The 16,947-nt window shown below is 43.6% G+C and carries 16 protein-coding genes; 8 read left to right on the top strand and 8 right to left on the bottom strand.

Annotated elements, in window-relative coordinates:
- Positions 1–99: 99 nt before the first annotated feature.
- Positions 100–408: a DUF3081 domain-containing protein gene (locus tag IEY48_RS10955; RefSeq protein WP_188920212.1), complete on the top strand. Its 309-nt coding sequence runs from the start codon at positions 100–102 to the stop codon at positions 406–408.
- Here the strand turns inward: IEY48_RS10955 and zapE are convergent.
- Positions 401–1,666, bottom strand: a complete 1,266-nt coding sequence (gene zapE, locus IEY48_RS10950) for a cell division protein ZapE (RefSeq protein WP_188920310.1) — start codon at positions 1,664–1,666, stop codon at positions 401–403. The genes IEY48_RS10955 and zapE overlap by 8 nt on opposite strands.
- Positions 1,667–1,959: 293 nt before the next feature.
- Between zapE and IEY48_RS10945 the strand changes: the two genes are divergently transcribed.
- Positions 1,960–2,739: a bactofilin family protein gene (locus IEY48_RS10945; protein ID WP_268244300.1), complete on the top strand. Its 780-nt coding sequence runs from the start codon at positions 1,960–1,962 to the stop codon at positions 2,737–2,739.
- 57 nt (positions 2,740–2,796) lie between these two features.
- Here IEY48_RS10945 and IEY48_RS10940 read toward each other — a convergent pair whose 3' ends face one another.
- The 3 genes from IEY48_RS10940 to IEY48_RS10930 all read right to left on the bottom strand — a co-directional run bounded on the left by IEY48_RS10940 (position 2,797) and on the right by IEY48_RS10930 (position 7,832).
- Positions 2,797–3,714 carry a L,D-transpeptidase family protein gene (locus tag IEY48_RS10940; protein WP_188920307.1) on the bottom strand — a complete coding sequence of 306 codons (918 nt, stop codon included), beginning with the start codon at positions 3,712–3,714 and terminating at the stop codon, positions 2,797–2,799.
- Positions 3,715–3,847: 133 nt separating this feature from the next.
- Positions 3,848–5,398: a nitric oxide reductase transcriptional regulator NorR gene (gene norR / locus IEY48_RS10935; protein ID WP_188920210.1), complete on the bottom strand. Its 1,551-nt coding sequence runs from the start codon at positions 5,396–5,398 to the stop codon at positions 3,848–3,850.
- Between the two features lie 151 nt (positions 5,399–5,549).
- A complete protein-coding gene (locus IEY48_RS10930; RefSeq protein WP_188920208.1) occupies positions 5,550–7,832 on the bottom strand; it encodes a nitric-oxide reductase large subunit in 2,283 nt (760 codons plus the stop codon).
- Positions 7,833–8,130: 298 nt separating this feature from the next.
- Between IEY48_RS10930 and slyA the strand changes: the two genes are divergently transcribed.
- The 4 genes from slyA (at position 8,131) to IEY48_RS10910 (ending at position 11,886) form a co-directional block, all read left to right on the top strand.
- Positions 8,131–8,595: a transcriptional regulator SlyA gene (slyA, locus tag IEY48_RS10925; protein ID WP_188920206.1), complete on the top strand. Its 465-nt coding sequence runs from the start codon at positions 8,131–8,133 to the stop codon at positions 8,593–8,595.
- A 33-nt stretch (positions 8,596–8,628) separates the two neighbouring features.
- Positions 8,629–9,687, top strand: coding sequence for an HlyD family secretion protein (locus IEY48_RS10920; RefSeq protein ID WP_188920204.1), 1,059 nt, complete (start codon positions 8,629–8,631; stop codon positions 9,685–9,687).
- Positions 9,688–9,802: 115 nt separating this feature from the next.
- Complete coding sequence (locus tag IEY48_RS10915; RefSeq protein WP_188920305.1) at positions 9,803–10,831, top strand: DUF2955 domain-containing protein; 1,029 nt, start codon at positions 9,803–9,805, stop codon at positions 10,829–10,831.
- Positions 10,832–11,001: 170 nt separating this feature from the next.
- On the top strand, positions 11,002–11,886 hold the full coding sequence (locus tag IEY48_RS10910; RefSeq protein ID WP_188920202.1) for a tetratricopeptide repeat protein: 885 nt from the start codon (positions 11,002–11,004) through the stop codon (positions 11,884–11,886).
- A gap of 71 nt (positions 11,887–11,957) precedes the next feature.
- Here IEY48_RS10910 and IEY48_RS10905 read toward each other — a convergent pair whose 3' ends face one another.
- The 3 genes from IEY48_RS10905 to IEY48_RS10895 are packed head-to-tail and all read right to left on the bottom strand — an operon-like array spanning position 11,958 to position 13,420.
- Positions 11,958–12,173, bottom strand: coding sequence for a TIGR02450 family Trp-rich protein (locus IEY48_RS10905; protein WP_188920200.1), 216 nt, complete (start codon positions 12,171–12,173; stop codon positions 11,958–11,960).
- A 46-nt stretch (positions 12,174–12,219) separates the two neighbouring features.
- Positions 12,220–12,807 carry an HAD family hydrolase gene (locus IEY48_RS10900; protein WP_188920198.1) on the bottom strand — a complete coding sequence of 196 codons (588 nt, stop codon included), beginning with the start codon at positions 12,805–12,807 and terminating at the stop codon, positions 12,220–12,222.
- Between the two features lie 31 nt (positions 12,808–12,838).
- Entirely contained in the window at positions 12,839–13,420 is a 582-nt protein-coding gene (locus IEY48_RS10895) for a CIA30 family protein (RefSeq protein ID WP_188920196.1), read from the bottom strand.
- Positions 13,421–13,696: 276 nt separating this feature from the next.
- Here IEY48_RS10895 and IEY48_RS10890 point away from each other — a divergent pair, with 276 nt between their 5' ends.
- Entirely contained in the window at positions 13,697–14,833 is a 1,137-nt protein-coding gene (locus IEY48_RS10890; protein ID WP_188920194.1) for an endonuclease/exonuclease/phosphatase family protein, read from the top strand.
- Between the two features lie 96 nt (positions 14,834–14,929).
- Here the strand turns inward: IEY48_RS10890 and IEY48_RS10885 are convergent, their stop codons facing one another.
- Positions 14,930–15,379, bottom strand: a complete 450-nt coding sequence (locus IEY48_RS10885) for a GNAT family N-acetyltransferase (RefSeq protein ID WP_160052575.1) — start codon at positions 15,377–15,379, stop codon at positions 14,930–14,932.
- A 462-nt stretch (positions 15,380–15,841) separates the two neighbouring features.
- Here IEY48_RS10885 and mdh point away from each other — a divergent pair, with 462 nt between their 5' ends.
- Positions 15,842–16,777 carry a malate dehydrogenase gene (gene mdh / locus IEY48_RS10880; RefSeq protein ID WP_188920192.1) on the top strand — a complete coding sequence of 312 codons (936 nt, stop codon included), beginning with the start codon at positions 15,842–15,844 and terminating at the stop codon, positions 16,775–16,777.
- Positions 16,778–16,947 lie beyond the last annotated feature (170 nt).

Below are 16,947 nucleotides of genomic sequence, written 5' to 3'. Positions count from 1 at the left end.
GGCGAAAGGGAAATGTTTTAACTTTATTTATAACAATATTGGACAGTATTAATATTGCAGGCGTATTGTAGAGAGTGTGTTGTCCACAGGATGGTTATTATGAAAAATGAAATTGATATTCAACGTGCGCTCAAAGTGTTTAACAAAGTCACCCAATACGGTGAAAAACGCGTAACGAGCCATGAGGAAGGCAGTAAAAGTATTTATGGTGATGGCTACCATTTGTGTGGCATCAGCGCCCAAACTGATCATGATGGTTACACCATTGTATTATCTGACGCTCAAGTGAGTTTAACGGTGTTTTTTCACAATAAATACCAATTCGAATACCCAACACACGATGCATTAGACAATTTTTTACGCCGTTTTACCGACGTAGAAAGTTATCAGGTCGCTAAAGCTATGTGATTGCTGCGTTTAATGCCCATTGTTGCATTTCTATTAGGCGGCTATAAGTGCGCCTAAATTCAAATGTCAGTGCACCAGTGGGGTAAAGGTCTTCTAATGCCCATTGACTGTGTATGATCAAAATAACTTTTTGATCATACATTTCGTCAATCAAACTAATAAAGCGCCGAGCGGGATCGTCCTCACTGGCATACGCCAATTGTCGCTCTCCCGTCGCCGTCGCCTGTGCACCATCTTCAGTACCTCTCGCCCTAATCCAGCTGCGTACTTGTCCACCCAGCAGCGGCACATCACTGAGTAAAATATGGCTAAACTGGCCGGCAAGCTCAATGTAATCTAATGCCGATCTTGGCCCTTGGCACAATGCGGAAAACTCAAACCAGGCATAGTCTGCGTGCTGTGCTTGTATGGCGATGTCACGCTGACAAATGCGCAATGTGTGTTTGGATTTTTGTGCAAAATGATGTTGTTCAATTGGGCTGTTTTCATCAACTCCTTGCTTACATAATTGAGCAAACATGTTTTCGGGCGTCTGGGCTGATGGTAGTTTCAGCCATGTTGGCTTAGGGCTGCTTTGCGGCCTAGCCTGATGACTGAGCCGATGATCTTTATCTCCACTGAGATGGATCTCATGAGTGTATTGTTGTAACAGGTCAATAGTGGGTAAAAACCTGTCTCTCTGTAAACCGTTTTTATATAAGTCGACAACCGGAATATTAGAGGTGGCGACTAAGGTGACTCCTGATTGGAACAAAGTGTCAAATAACCTTGCCAGCAAAATGGCATCACCAATGTCTGACACAAAAAACTCATCGAAACAGATGATTTGATACTGCTCAGCTATTTGCTTAGCAATATGGGTGAGTGGATCGCGGATCCCAGAGGTTTGGTTAAGCTGCTGGTGGAGCATGGCCATAAAACGATGAAAATGCAGTCGCATCACAGTGTTTTGCGCCTGCTTAGGGGGTTGGCTCAGGCACTGACAAAACAAATCCATTAAAAAAGTTTTACCCCTACCCACATCCCCCCACAGGTATAAACCTTTATCGATGGGAGATGAATGAATAAATTGCTGGTATAGAGTCTCTAATGCTAACAAGGCCTCTTGCTGTGCTGGGTCAGCTGTTATTGCCTTTTTTTCAATGTGTTGTGAATCAGCACCTATCGCTTGTTGGTAAGCCTGCAATGGCGACATCGACTGAACAGTAGGGGAGTTAGGACTTGCTAATGGCGCGAGAGCATCTACCGATGAATACATGGCTAAACTTTGTTTGATTGATGGTTTTAGTGATTGTTTTTGCGAATGATTTTTCACTTTTTTAAGGGGGTCTTTTGCTGCGTATGTAGGCTTATGCTTGGGATCAGTCGTTGGCATAACAGTTCGGGCTATTTATTGATCTAGGTACTATAGCATGAATAGTAAGCTTTATTGTGTAGCCCATTTACTTTAAGATTTGTCACTACCTGTAACAATTTATACAAATTATATTAACTATCTGAGCAGGTTAGATAATTAATGTGATAGGTATTAAACCCTAATAAGGACAGCAAGTGAATAATAACAATAAGGGGATAACCTACATTGGCGCTGACATGTCACTCGAAGGTGACATGACCATTCAAGGTCCAGCGATGATTGCTGGCAAGACAATGGGCACTATTCGTTCAAGCAGCCAAATCAATATCGCAGTCGGTGGTGAGGTTGAAGGTGAGGTCTATTGCCAGGAGATGCGTGTATCAGGCGTCTTTAAAGGTAAATTGCATTGCAACAAACTGATCATTGTCAGTTCGGGCGTGGTCGACGGTGAAGTGTCTAGCCATCAAATGGAAATATACGACGGTGGTCAATTTGTGGGTATGCGAAGTAAAGGCCCTGATGAATCAGTTTTGCCACCAGCGACTTCATCAACAATAAAAATGCCAACAATGCAGGATAGCCACACCAAAACATCTTCTCGTAAGTTGGCTTATGCTGCCGTTGCTGCGGCGGTGATTATTGGCGGCGTGTTACTGCAGCCTACTATCAGTTCAGTATTAAATAATGACCAAGAACTGCCGTTACAAGCGAGTGTGAATACTGATGCATCAGAGAGCGACATTGCGCAAAATGCAGCATTATTATTGCAAGACGTTGAGCAGCAAAGTGCGTTTATAGAACAACAAGAAGAGCTAATCGGCGCAGGCCAATCTGATATCAACACCGCAATGGAAGACTTGCACGCATTAGAGCAAACCAGTCAAGAGCTCGGCGACACCTTACACGATGATGAGCAACACTTTGAAGACAGTGAGGCCGAGTTATCACTGCCGACAACATCCAATAAACCGTGATAAAAAATGGCCTGGTCAACTCAGTTAACCAGGCCATTTTTTTCGTCTTCGATGTACTTACGGGTTAATACGAGTAGGCATACCGCTACGATTTTCTAATAATCGTTTTAACACAGTGGAGTCGGTTTCTGGATGAGCCAGAAAACGGGTTAACTCTTTGTCCAAGGTTAATGACACAGGCTCTTTAGAGTCAAACTCTTCTTGAGTTTTCGATAAAGGCTCGTGCACTTCAATATAACGACTACCATCAGGCTCTGCTGTGGCTTTAATCGGTTTATTTAAAAACTCAACACGAGTACCAACTGGCACAGTTTCAAATAAGTGTTTAATGTCTTCGTCGCGTAAACGGATACAACCTGAGCTCACACGTAAACCAATACCGAATGTGGCGTTTGTGCCATGAACCGCAAACAAGTTACCAACATACAGCGCATATAACCCCATTGGGTTATCTGGGCCTGCTGGCCATACAGCGGGTAACGTAATGCCATTGGCTGCGTAAATACGGCGGGTATTGGCTGTAGGTGTCCAGGTTGGTCTCTCTCGTTTGCGATGTACTTTAGTCACCCAGTTTTCTGGGGTATCACGGCCTATTTGGCCAATACCAATCGGTAACACTTCAACGATATTTTTACCCTTTGGATAATAATATAGGCGCATTTCAGCAGAGTTAATCACAATGCCTTCTTGCTTAGTGTCTGGCAGAATTAACTGGTGTGGAATGATTAAGGTACTACCAGGCTTAGGTAAGAATGGGTCAACACCAGGGTTTGCCTCAATAAGGTTCGTTAGCCCTAGCTGAAATTCCGCCGCAATTTGCTCTAGTGTTAATTTACCTTCTTCAGGTACCACATAATATTGGTTTTGACCGACTAATTTGCTGCCGTCAGTGGGTAAACGGTATTCAACAGCAGCACTTGAAAAACTTAACATTATGGTAGACGCGGCAACGAATGCGGTGCGTAACGAATTCATCATAAGGGTTATATCATTCCTAAAAATAGACGTTATAAAAGTCAGACTACAATATCTTTCAAAGCTTGACCATTGAATAGCGCGCATCCTCACTTATTACGTCTAATAATTCAACTGATTTTTTGCTGTTGACTCATTTTAATTTTAAGCGTTTTGCTAGGCGATGTAAGTTGCCAGAATCAAGCTGTAAACTACGTGCTGTGGCGGCCCAGTTTCCTTCGTGTTGCCCCAGCACTTGTTGAATAAACTGACCTTGGAACTGGTCGGTTGCATCACGTAAGCTCATTTGCGCAAAAGATGTTACTGATTGTTTAACGGCTACTTTTTTTTGGTCAGCGGCGACATGTTCTATAGATGTAGCAAACTCAAAATGATGCGGTTGTATGGTGCACATGCCATCGTGAACCCCAGCCGATTTAGCCAATACTGCCGCGCGATGAATGGCATGTTCAAGTTCGCGAATGTTACCGGGCCAATCGTAATGGTTGAGTAACGCTAGGGCATCGTGACTTAATCCTAAATGAGGCAACAGCAATTGCTGGCGATAGCGTTCAATAAAAAAACCGGCCAATAAATGAATGTCTCTAGGTCGCTCTCGTAGCGCCGGCACCACAATGGGGAACACACTTAAACGATGATATAAATCGGCCCTAAAACGCCCCGCTAGTACTTCACTTTTTAAGTCTTTATTGGTGGCAGCAATAATCCGCACATCCACTTTTAAACTGCGATCATCGCCCACTTTTTGCAAATCACCGTATTGCAACACCCGCAGTAATTTAGCTTGTAAATTAAGCGGTAACTCACCAATTTCATCTAAAAATAATGTACCTTTGTCTGCCACTTCAAATTTACCACTGCGGTGGCTAATGGCGCCGGTAAACGCCCCTTTTACATGGCCAAATAATTCACTTTCAGCAACCGACTCAGCCAATGCGGCACAGTTTAAATACACTAGCGGTTTATCGCCACGAGGAGAATGCTGATGTACCGCTTTTGCTATGAGTTCTTTACCTGTACCTGTTTCACCTAAAATCAGCACATTTAATTCTGTGGCAGCGACCACATTCACTTCATTAAGTAGGGCTAAAAATGCATCATCTTGACCGATAATCTCTGTTGCAGTATCGAGCTGCCCAGTAGGTTTACTGCTGCTAATGGTAAAATTACTCGCTTGCTTTTCGAGTTTATCTATCAATAAAGCATTATTGAGTGATGCGGCAGTAATGGCGCTAATGCTGCGTAATTCATTATTGGTGAATTGGTCAAACTTATTGGGATCGAGAGCGTCGATGGTTAATGCCCCAATCAGTTGCTCGTTGGCAAACAAGGGTAATCCAACACAGGCATGCACTTTTAAATCGCCATCCACATTAGGAATTAAGCCGTCATAAGGGTCGGGCAATTGACTGTCGGCAGGAAAGCGCACCACATCACCGGCTCGCGCTATGGCTTCAAGTCTTGGGTGCTCATTAACAATAAAACGCCTGCCCAATACATCAGCACTAAGACCATCAATTGCGAGTGGGGTAAATTGATGACCTTGAAACGACAATAACGCCGCGGCATCGCAGTCTAGGGTATCTCTGAGCGTGGTGAGTAAACGTGAAAAGCGATCGCGAGTTGATAAATTTGCGGTGATATCAAGCGCAATACGGGTTAAGTCGGTTTGACTTAATGCCATGGTAAACTCCAATGATGTTGCGGTGCTGTCATTATGACAAGTGTAAATATAACAACAAGTGTTAAGGTGCCATTATGATCACAAAAGGGCCACTATGATCATAGCGGCCCCTTTGTGAGTTGAGTTATCTTACTATTACTCGAACCGAGTGTTATGCCAATGCGACGGTTTGCTTCGCTTTAGCGCTCTTGCTGCTAATGGCTTTTTTGATCAGGTCAAATAAGAACGCTGCCATCAATAATCCGCCTACACTAAAGATAATGTCGCCGAACATTCTCATCCACACTAGATTTTCAACCAACTCACTGTGGATCACCGCTGGTGAGCGAGCATACCAATAACCGTGATCGATAGCGGCAAAGAACTGCACAATACCCACAGGCAATAGCGACATAAATACCATACCCGCTAAACCGATATTTAAGGTCCAGAATGCCCCTTTCAGGTATTTATGGTTCCATTGCATGTTGCCGGTTAAGCCACGTAAACAGAACAGCATCAGCCCCATACCTAACATTCCGTATACTCCCATGAATGCTGCGTGAGCATGAGTTGCCGTCGTGTTTAATCCTTGGATAAAGTAAAGCGAAATCGGTGGGTTGATTAAGAATCCTAATACCCCAGCGCCCACTAAATTCCAAAATGAGGTGGCGACAAAGAACATGATTGCCCAGTGATAACGCTCCATCCAGGGGCTGGCTTTACGTAAGCGATAGGTCTCCATGGCTTCAAAACCAATAAGTGCTAATGGGACAACTTCAAGTGCTGAGAATATTGCGCCCCATGCAATGACTGAGGTTTGAGTGCCAGTAAAATACAGGTGGTGTAGGGTACCGATTAAGCCACCGGTTAAAAAGATAACCGTAGAGAACAATACCGCACCGTTGGCACTGTGAGCACGGATTAAGCCTAAGCGGACTAACATCAAGGCAATAACTGAAGTGGCAAAGGTTTCAAAGAAGCCTTCTACCCATAAATGTACTACCCACCAGCGCCAGTACTCCGCAATCGCAAGGTTTGAGTGTTTGCCCATAAATAGGCCAGCACCGTAAAACAAACCAATGGCAACACACGAAGCATACAGCACCCAAATAACCGGTTGCATGTCGCTACTGACTTTTAGCGCTGGGCGCATTGATGCGGTCACTAATGCTAACCAAATCAATAAACCACCCAGTAATAGGATTTGCCACACCCGGCCTAAATCAATGTATTCATAGCCCTGGTGACCAAATAAAAAGTTCATGTCGAGATCAAAATATTGTTGTACGCCTAACCATTCACCTGCCATTGAGCCCAGCACGACAACGACTAGAGCCACCCACAATACGTTAACGCCAAGGCGCTGATATTTAGGCTCATAGCCAGATAATGCTGGCGCAATGTAAAGGCCAGTGCCTAGCCATGCCGTGGCAATCCAAAATACGGCCAGTTGAGTGTGCCAGGTACGCGTAACCGAATAAGGTAAGATTTCTGAGATGGCGATACCGTAAAACTCTTGGCCTTCTACTGCGTAATGCGCGGTCACGCCGCCCAGTAATATTTGCAGTAAAAACAGACCAATAGCGGTAATGAAGTATTTGCCTACTGCCTTTTGCGATGCCGTTGGTTTAGTGTGAAATAGCGGATCTTCTTTGGCGGGTTCTGGCAATGCTTCTTCTTTGCAACAGGCGTGATGCCAAATCAACATGGCAATACCAAGAATCAATGTCACTACACTTAACACTGACCAAACAATATTGTCTGACGTTGGTAAATTGCCTATCTGCGGATCATACGGCCAGTTGTTGGTGTAGGTGTAATCATAACCAGGGCGCTCAGTTACCGCGGCCCATGCGCCCCAAAAGAGGAAAGCATTTAATAATTCACGATGCCCGACATCGGTTATCGTGCCTTCTTTCATGGCGTATTGTTCACGTAGTGAGCTTAACTCAGGGTCGTCACCAAATAATGATAGATAATGTTGAGTGACTTCGTTTATCGCCGCGATACGGGTCGTTGAAAGCGCAACATAGGTCTTGTCTTCTGCTCCTTCAATTACCGTGTTATGACGAATGTCATTTCTAAGGGCTTTTTCTAACCCTGCTTGTTGCTCAGTATCAAGTTCGGCAAAATCGCGGTTAAAACGCTGCTTTGCGGTTATTGATAACCAAGCTTGTGCTTCACGGTGTAACCAGTCTGCAGTCCAGTCGGGTGCCACGTATGAGCCATGACCCCATATCGATCCTAACTGATGCCCGCCCATTGAACGCCAAACGAGTTGACCTTGTTCAATATCATTTTGGGTAAATACAGGCTGACCACTGGTGTCGGTAAACGCCGTTGGGATCGGCGGTTTTTCTCGGTATATACCGCTGCCTAAACTAAGTAATACAGTGAAAGAAGCCACAAGCACGATTAATAGTGCAATGCCGGTGAGTTTGTTTTTGCTCATAAGTCCTCTTAGCGCAAAGTCATTTTTATACAGATGACCTGACATTACACAAGACGTGCCAACTTTTTGGTTTAATTCAAGCAATTGAATTTATGAGGTTTTCAATTTAATCATTGATATTTTAATTGTCTAAAAGACAGTCCTGGTGAGTGTCATATAGACTGTGAGGTGTCAAATTGACATCCACTTTATGTGTTAATGACTTAGCTTGTGATGATGTAACTTATTTCAAAACGTTATTTACTTAGCATGCTAACTAGTTATAATGCTTAGCACGCTAACTAAGTGGGTGTTACTCATGTCTCCAGAATTAGAAAGATTAAAAGAACTGTCTCTTGCTGAAAATTTAGGTCGATTGCACCGTTTATGGCGCACGGCTGCAGATGCAGAATTAATCCCGTTAGGCCTAACTCATCCGCGCTGGACAGCATTGTGGAAATTACTGCGCTTAGGCGACAACGTCAGCCAAAAGGTGCTTGCAGATGCGTTAGAAATTGAATTGCCATCGTTAATGCGCACCCTTAATCAATTAGAAGATCAGGGCTATGTGCAGCGGCGTTGTTGCGAAAAAGATAAACGGGCACGCATTGTTAGCTTAACCCCAGATGGGATTGAGATGCTTAAACAGATGGAAAGTAAAATCATGTTAGTGCGACGTAATTTATTAGCAGGCATTAGCCAACAACAACTCAATGACTTTGAAAATATTATGAGTCAAATCAGCGAGAACGCACTGGCCACATTAGATAAAAGCTCTGCGTAATGGCATAGTCAAAAGTGAGTAATGAGAAAGTATATGACCCCAGATCAACAATTTGCACGACTCGTTAAAATATCCATATTTCTGTTTATATCAGTGTTTGGCTACTTTATGTTTGCCGACGCCATGATGCCAATGACCCCACAGGCAATGGCAACACGTATGGTGGCCAAAGTCACCCCGCAAGTCAGCGGTAAAATTGCCTCGATAGCCGTGGCAAACAATCAAGTGGTCGCTAAAGGTGATGTGTTATTTAGTATCGACTCCGCGCCATATGAACTGGCTGTTGAGCAAGCCAATTTAGCCTTAGAGCAAGCCAAACAAGACAATGCTGAGCTTGATGCTGAGATATTAGCCGCTCAAGCCGATGTTAACGCCAAGCAAAGTAGTGCCCAGCAAAAACGCAGTGAGGCAAAACGGCTTGATGCGCTTTACGCAAGCCGTGGTGTGTCGCAGCAATTAGCCGATCAAGCACAAAGTGACGCCTCAACAGCAGAAGCTAACTTAATGGCAGCCAATGCGCGTCTAAGTCAATTGATGGTGAGTCGTGGGCGTGATGGTGCAGAAAATCTAAAAATGCGCCAAGCTCAAAATCGTCTCGCTCAGGCCGAGTTAAATCTGTCATACACCCAGGTGCGCGCCGATCAAAATGGGGTTGTGACTAATCTACAACTAGAAGTCGGCAGTTTTGCCACTGTTGGTCAGCCATTGCTCGCTGTGGTATCTGAAAAAGTGGATATTATTGCCGACTTTAGAGAAAAAAGTTTAAGAGGAATAGAGTCACAATCTACCGCTTATATTACTTTTGACGGTCAACCAGGGCGTTTATATCAAGCTAAAGTCAGCAATGTCGATGCTGGTGTGAGTGCAGGGCAGTTTGATGCGAATGGGCGTTTAGCCACGCCAGAGGCGTCGGCGCGCTGGGTGCGTGATGCTCAGCGTTTACGTTTGCATTTGGCTCTGGATCATCAAGTGGTTAATACCTTACCCGCCGGTGCGCGCGCTACTGTGCAATTAGTCCCTAATAATGTGGTGCTAGGTTTTTTAGCCAAAGTACAGATTAAGCTGATTAGCGTGCTGCACTATATATATTAATCCCGAGCCAAGTTATTAATCCCGATCAAAATATCGATGTTGTTACTCGCCTTATTGCGCCACTAAAGTCGCGGCAAACCTAGAGTTTGTCGTGACGTATCCTGAAGGTATGCCGATGTTATTACGTCATAGTCCGTTAACTACCAATGATTTTCGCCAATGTTTGCGGATTGCTACTGGTGCCACACTGGGGTTTGCGATTTGTAAATTATTCGACCTAAATTATGGGGTATTTTTTACCGTCACGCCGATGTTATTACTTGGATTAGTTCCGGTAATGAACGCTCATGCCATGCGACAACTGTTGGCTTCATCGGTCATGGCTGGGCTTGAGGTTGGTATTCTCGGTGGCTTATTTGGCGGTCATCCTGGAGTCATGTTGCCTATCGTTTTTTTATTGTTTTTGTATCGGTTTGCCGTCATGTCACGTGGCAGTTTATTTTTATTCGGTGCCAATGGCGTGATTAGTTTAAGCATTATGCTGCATTTTGCCAGTTATCCGGGCATGGACATCAACAACCTCATTTTCAGCAACTTTTGGGCGACACTTGCCTCGGTGATTATCGCCTATGCGATGACAGCATTATGGCCAGACGTTACACCAAGGCCGCCAATGGCCAGTGTGGTAAAAGCGCCTAATCGTATGCGCCATGAAGCATTATTGGGTGCCTCTATCACTACAGCGTCATTTATTGTGTTTCAGATATTTAATTTACAAGATTCAATGTCTGCCCAAGCCACCACGTTATTACTGTTATTTCCCATGCATTGGAACGGCGCGCTTGGCTATGCCAGAAAGCGTGCGATAGGGACCTTATTTGGCGTGATTTTTGGCTTAGTCGGCCAGGCAGTGCTTTATGATTGGTCTGGTATGCTACTTTTTGTCGTGCCACTTTTGTGGATAGGTTTGATGTTATTTTGTCAGGTGCACGTTAAAGAGGCCAGCGGCTCAGGGGTTGGTTTTGGCGCCATGACCACCTTAGGCATATTATTTGGCCAGTACCTTACGCCAAATAATGATCTCGTTTTTAGTGCCTTATACCGTATAAGCAGCATTTTAGTCGCCATCGTTGCCACTTTATTACTGTGTTATCTCGTGCATCGGCTATTAAATCGTTTTGAAGCAACACGATTTGGCGTGTGATTGAAAATAATTACTATCGCTTAATTATCTGCAGGCCCTAGTGGTACTAGTATTATGTTGAATATATGTTAAACGGTCGTTTGTTCTGTTTATTTTTTAATCCATTCTTACTATAGACAAGTTAAGCTTCAGCGCTAATAGTATAAAAACATTCATTAAATGGAATTAGCATGATGCAACATAAAATAATTATTTTTAGCCTCTTGGCCAGCTTTTTGATTTTTGCTCCAACAAAAAGTGAAGCAAGTCAGCTACCAGAGTGTCAAACATCAGAATGTGTTGAATACTTTAAAGCTTATCGTATTTTAACCAAACGAGGTCACTCATCTGCAATGGCAATGCTAGGTGAGCTTTATTATGCAGGATATGGCACGGATAAAAACTTAGACAAGGCGTTAAAGTGGTATCGCCGCGCAGGTAAATACGTATTAGATGCTAAATACAAAGCAGGGGTATTGTATTTACAAGATACCCATTTAAAAGATGTTGAAGAAGGCCTTGACTATTTGGGGTACGCGTCAAGAATGGGTCATTCTCAATCATCATACCTACTTGGTAAGTTGTATTTAGGTGGCGGTATGGTAGATGAAGACATGGCAAAAGCTGACAAATACCTGACTCTTGCCTACGAGCAAAATAATTATGCCGCAAGACATTATGGTCAGACACTCTACTTACATGAGAGCACGAAAGACTTACCACTGACGGCATTATATGGCTTGGTTGCGCAAGATGTTGTGACCTTAAAGCAAGAGCAAAACGCTTCTGCAGAGCAAACTGCAGCAGTCACCTTCCCAGAAGGCGAAATGGAAACCCTGGATGTCACAATGGATACTTTTGAGGATATGTTTGGCTCTCATATTGCCCAATTAAATCACATGATCCCAGACACATCAAAAGGCACGGGTTCAAATATTCCTGGGCAGACGTGCGCTAAAATGTGGGGCTGTAGCAGTGAGGGCGATAGCTTGCGCATAGGTGATGTTATGCTATCTGACTGGGGTTTAGAGACGATTCCTTTCAGGATTGAAGGTTCGGTATTCAATATTAGATAATCTAGAGTTAAATATCCCTAAGTAGGCTTTTGGGCTTTAGCAAAAAAAGTGACTCATGGCGAGTCACTTTTTTATTGCCAGCCTATTTTCCACTTCTGCGGGTCTTTTAAATCGCGCCATTCAATAGCAAATTCTGCGGCGTTCATTTCTGCGCGAATAATGCATTCAATGACATTTTGTTGCTCATCATATTCCACTTTAATAACGCTAAAATGTTTGAGTTTATTAACCACCTCAACTTTGGTCCACTTGCTGTGAAGTAGTTTTTTAGGGTGAATTCGATTCATGAAATTCTCACATTTAAATGTTACAGACTAGGATAATGGCGCCAAACTACTGGATAAATGGCAGTAATTGGTTGAGCTCATCAATGACGACATCGGCAAGGTCTTGATAGCGCTTTTCAACACCATGGGTAATTAGACAGGCTACCATTCCGGCATTATTGGCGGCTTGAATGTCATATAAATAGTCGCCAACATACATAATGTGCTCAGGGGCTATTTGCCATTGATTAGCGATAGCTAATAATGCATCTGGAGCCGGTTTTGCGGGGTAGTCTTCACGGGTTAGCACATGATCAATCGCGATGGCATTTTGCTTCACTTTCATGGTGCTGGCGGCAAGACTGTTGCGGGTGACAATCGCCGTAGGCATTTTTGCAGCTTCAATGGCACTAATTAATTCAGCCATACCTTTGATGGGCTTAGCGGTTATTGCATCTTGGTATTCATGCTCAATAATAATGTCATTGGCATGAGCCTGACTGTTTTGACAGCTTAGATCATCAACATACTTAAGCAGGTCGATGTCTTCGGGGCAGCCGATTTGTTGGCGAATTAAATTAAAGTCTAAACTCGACTCAACTAAGGTACCGTCTAAGTCGAAAATGATGCCTTTAATGTTTATGGGTAATTTCAATGGCTAGCCTTAATGTTCTCTGGTGAGTAATTTAGCGTTCAAACTCAACAGAGTGTAACTCAATTGCAAATGGACCTTGTTGTTTTTGTGCAACTAAAAAACCCATTCTATCAATATCTACAAAAGCTAATGCAGGCGCATTAGCGACCTTACGACCACGAAAACTCACGCTAAAATCACTTGCTGTAAAGCGATGCTGAGTGATGGTATCTGCTTGCGTGGTGAAGTTAGCAACATAGGCTTCTCCATAAGATAATGCTGGGGTTTTTAATCGAAGTTGGTAAGTTTTACCATCACCTTTTAGCGTGACAGTTATCGCTGATGCAGCAGGTATCTCTTTAATAATTCGCGACTCGGTCGATGCAAAACCGCCATTATTGGCCAATGACACTGTGCCGCTAAATAGTAGTGCTTGCTGTGGATGCTGGGTTATGTGGCTTTGTGAAACCCCACCCATTACGGTGTCATTATTGATATTCCACTGAGGAAAGTGATGTAAATCGATAAAGTGTAATAACATTTTGGCCTCACTTGCGCTCAAAACAGGGTTGCACATCAAGAGTAATACACTGGCGGTAGTATAAATGCTGGTGGTTATTTTTTGTTGTTTCATCACCATTATCCTCTTTCGTAAATAAAATTAAACACCCAAAACATAAACTGTAAAAAAATGGCTTATCGATAAGATAAGCCAAAGGGTCTTACGGAGGATGATTGCATTGTGTTGGCAATGTTATACAAAAGCTGTGTAACCTGTTGCTATTAATGTATTACGCACGGGTTAGCGTTTAGGATCAATTGCGATCTTTTAATGTAAATAACGTGATTGCTATTCGACAAATCAAAGGCTTGTCAGTACCCTAATGTTAGGTTTTATTAGGATTATCATATGTTAAACGTAAACGACGCATCATCGCCTACTGCATCTGAGCTTAGCTTTAATGTGGTGAGTATTAACTTATTTAATTTTATTGAGCCACCGTATGCGTTTTATGATTTTGAAAATATTTACAGCGACAAGCAATGGCAAAAAAAGTGTGCCTGGTTAAGTGATTTTATTAATCAAAGCCAGCCAGATATTATCGGTTTTCAAGAGGTGTTTAGCCCAGACGCCTTGGCCAAATTGACCCAATCATTGGGTTATGAGTACTTTGTGGCCTTAGATGAGCCTGAAGTGATCAGCGATTATGTTTATCGCAGTCCTGTGGTGGCCATTGCTTCAAAATATCCGATTGTGGATTCAGTGAATGTCAGCCCCGATCCGCAATGGATTAAGCAATTAGGTTTAGCCGATACTTTTGCCTTTAGCCGCAAACCGCTTCGTGCCACCATTCAATTACCGGTATTTGGGCCGTGCGATTGTTATGTTATTCACCTTAAATCAAAACGCAGTGGTGTAAGCCGTGATGATATTAGCGAGAGCGGTTTACAAGGCGGGCCAGATTTTGTTGCACGCCAGGTGCTTGGACGTTGGGCCTCAAGTTTACAGCGCGGCAGTGAGTCAGCATTGTTATGCCATCAAATGCTCATGAGGCGCCAGCAAGCCCAGCAACCGTTTATGTTAATGGGCGACTTTAATGACACCATGGGCAGCGAGTTGTTAGCGGCCTTTAATAATCAACTGCGGGTGTTTCGCAGTGACATTGAAGACCCGCAATTAGCCAAACTCGGCGAAACCTCATTAATGGCAGAATTACACCAAAGCAGCTTGTACGACAGTTATGAGTTGTTTATTGCGGCAACTAAATGCAATGCCACTTTGGCACAAGATGAGTTTGAATCAGCCTCATTGCTTGATGACGAACCACATGTTGTAAGACAAGCTACGCACTATTATGGCAACACTGGATCTGTGCTTGATTACATTTTAGTTTCAAGCGAGTTTAACCCGACTCAACAGCAAAATTTAGCCCATATTATTGATTATCAAACCTTCGACAGACATCTGGTTCGCCCAGATTATGAGCGCGACAGTGACAGTACCGACCATGCACCAGTGATGATGCGCTTTAGCGTCAGAACTTAAATTCAATCTAGGTAACCTGAGCTCAGGTTAGATATACAATATAACCACCGGCTAAGTGCTGACTTTGCGGGTGGTTAGGTAGGGATTTCAACCGTTTTACTTGGTATTTTCTTCATACATCAAATAATGGCTTTGTTGCATGCCCAGAGACTCATAGGTTTTTTGAGCAACGGCGTTGTCATGTTCTACATATAATCTGAAGCTAGCTGTGCCACCATTGGCGGCGGCAAAGTCTTTTACCGCTTGGTAGAGCTTGCCATAAATACCCTGGCGACGATTTTGCGGACGAACATACACACTTTGAATCCAGTAATAATTACTGGCGCGCCAATCGCTCCACTCGTAAGTCACCATCAGCGAACCGACAATTTCGCCATCAATTTCAGCGACTAAATAAACGCCGCGCTCAGGGTGAGTTAACAACCCTTCAACCCCTTGAGTGAGTTTGTCGGCATCTAGGGTGAGGTTTTCGGTTTCCATTGCCATGGCTTGATTAAAATTAACTAAGGCGTGTAAATCGGCGTGTTGGCCAGCTCTTATTATCATGAAATTCTCGCAAGTATTTGGATTGAAGGTGCAGATACGACAGCAGCTTAATATATTTATTCGTTAGTTTACGCGAAAGTCGCATCAATTCGTAACTGTCCCTCCATAAATACTCATAAGTGTTATTCAGTATCACTGGCGTTAAAAGTAAACATAGCGTGTTGCTTAATGGTTGTCTGCGCCTTTGTTTTAAGCTTAAATCGAACAGATGGTGCATATTTATACCTATAAAATGACTCGCAGTTGCCAACAAAAGTCGTGATATTGATAAGGGATTTCGCTCCATAATGAGGATAACGTTGAGCATAATTCATGCACAAATTTCAGCTTAAGTCTTATTAGCGCTCACTTATTTACCACTGTCCACTAACGTATAATTGAAATTATTGTGACTATGCAGTAATGTGACGCCACGACAATTTAGATCAATGTCACAAACTGCATAAATTGATGGAGATAATTATGAAAGTTGCTGTATTAGGTGCTGCTGGTGGTATCGGCCAGGCGCTAGCTTTACTGTTAAAAACTCAACTGCCTGCGGGCTCAAAGTTGTCTCTATATGACATCGCTCCTGTTACTCCGGGTGTTGCTGTTGACTTAAGTCACATCCCAACAGACGTAGAAGTAAAAGGTTTTGCGGGTGAAGATCCAACGGCTGCATTAGTTGATGCTGACGTCGTATTAATGTCTGCTGGTGTCGCGCGTAAGCCTGGTATGGATCGCTCAGATCTATTCAACATCAACGCTGGCATCGTCCGTAACCTAATGGAAAAAGTGGCTGTAACTTGCCCTAAAGCATTAGTGGGTATTATTACTAACCCAGTGAACACCACGGTAGCTATTGCTGCTGAAGTATTGAAAAATGCTGGTGTGTATGACAAAAACCGTTTATTCGGTATCACTACGCTTGACGTTATCCGCAGCGAAACCTTTATCGCTGAGCTTAAAGGCTTAAACGTTGCTGACGTTAAAGTTAACGTTATCGGCGGCCACAGCGGCGTGACTATTCTGCCACTACTTTCTCAGGTTGAAGGTGTAACTTTCACTGATGAAGAAGTTGCCGCAATGACAACTCGCATTCAAAACGCAGGTACTGAAGTTGTTGAAGCTAAAGCCGGTGGCGGTAGCGCAACATTATCAATGGGCCAAGCAGCATGTCGCTTTGGTTTATCGTTGGTACGTGGTCTACAAGGCGAAGCCAACGTGGTTGAATGTGCCTATGTTGACGGCGGCAGTGAGCACGCTGAATTCTTCGCACAGCCAGTAGTACTTGGCAAAAACGGCGTAGAAAAAGTATTACCTTACGGTGAAATCAGCGCATTTGAAGCTAACGCTCGCGATGCAATGCTAGACACCCTTAAAGGTGACATCAAATTAGGCGTTGAATTTGTTAAGTAATTAACAAATCGATGCTCTAAAACGCGAAGCTAATGGCTTCGCGTTTTTTTTGTTTGCCCAGCGAAGCTGGCAAACCCGTCAGGTTGAAAGAAACCTGAATCACCCCGACTGAGGGGAAGATAATCCGAATGGCAAGGGCGTTGCTGGCCAACGGCAGGGTCTGAAGGAAG

This window comes from Shewanella saliphila (assembly GCF_014648295.1).
Lineage (GTDB): Bacteria > Pseudomonadota > Gammaproteobacteria > Enterobacterales > Shewanellaceae > Shewanella > Shewanella saliphila.
This window is presented reverse-complemented; position numbering and strand designations above follow the sequence as displayed.

Bases quoted from the DNA above. Each gene is read 5' to 3' on its own strand.
- IEY48_RS10895 (WP_188920196.1), bottom strand. From the start codon at position 13,420: ATGAAACAACAAAAAATAACCACCAGCATTTATACTACCGCCAGTGTA.
- zapE (WP_188920310.1), bottom strand. From the start codon at position 1,666: ATGTATTCATCGGTAGATGCTCTCGCGCCATTAGCAAGTCCTAACTCC.
- IEY48_RS10910 (WP_188920202.1), top strand. From the start codon at position 11,002: ATGATGCAACATAAAATAATTATTTTTAGCCTCTTGGCCAGCTTTTTG.
- IEY48_RS10920 (WP_188920204.1), top strand. From the start codon at position 8,629: ATGACCCCAGATCAACAATTTGCACGACTCGTTAAAATATCCATATTT.
- IEY48_RS10930 (WP_188920208.1), bottom strand. From the start codon at position 7,832: ATGAGCAAAAACAAACTCACCGGCATTGCACTATTAATCGTGCTTGTG.
- slyA (WP_188920206.1), top strand. From the start codon at position 8,131: ATGTCTCCAGAATTAGAAAGATTAAAAGAACTGTCTCTTGCTGAAAAT.
- IEY48_RS10955 (WP_188920212.1), top strand. From the start codon at position 100: ATGAAAAATGAAATTGATATTCAACGTGCGCTCAAAGTGTTTAACAAA.
- IEY48_RS10885 (WP_160052575.1), bottom strand. From the start codon at position 15,379: ATGATAATAAGAGCTGGCCAACACGCCGATTTACACGCCTTAGTTAAT.
- norR (WP_188920210.1), bottom strand. From the start codon at position 5,398: ATGGCATTAAGTCAAACCGACTTAACCCGTATTGCGCTTGATATCACC.
- mdh (WP_188920192.1), top strand. From the start codon at position 15,842: ATGAAAGTTGCTGTATTAGGTGCTGCTGGTGGTATCGGCCAGGCGCTA.
- IEY48_RS10890 (WP_188920194.1), top strand. From the start codon at position 13,697: ATGTTAAACGTAAACGACGCATCATCGCCTACTGCATCTGAGCTTAGC.
- IEY48_RS10905 (WP_188920200.1), bottom strand. From the start codon at position 12,173: ATGAATCGAATTCACCCTAAAAAACTACTTCACAGCAAGTGGACCAAA.
- IEY48_RS10940 (WP_188920307.1), bottom strand. From the start codon at position 3,714: ATGAATTCGTTACGCACCGCATTCGTTGCCGCGTCTACCATAATGTTA.
- IEY48_RS10915 (WP_188920305.1), top strand. From the start codon at position 9,803: ATGTTATTACGTCATAGTCCGTTAACTACCAATGATTTTCGCCAATGT.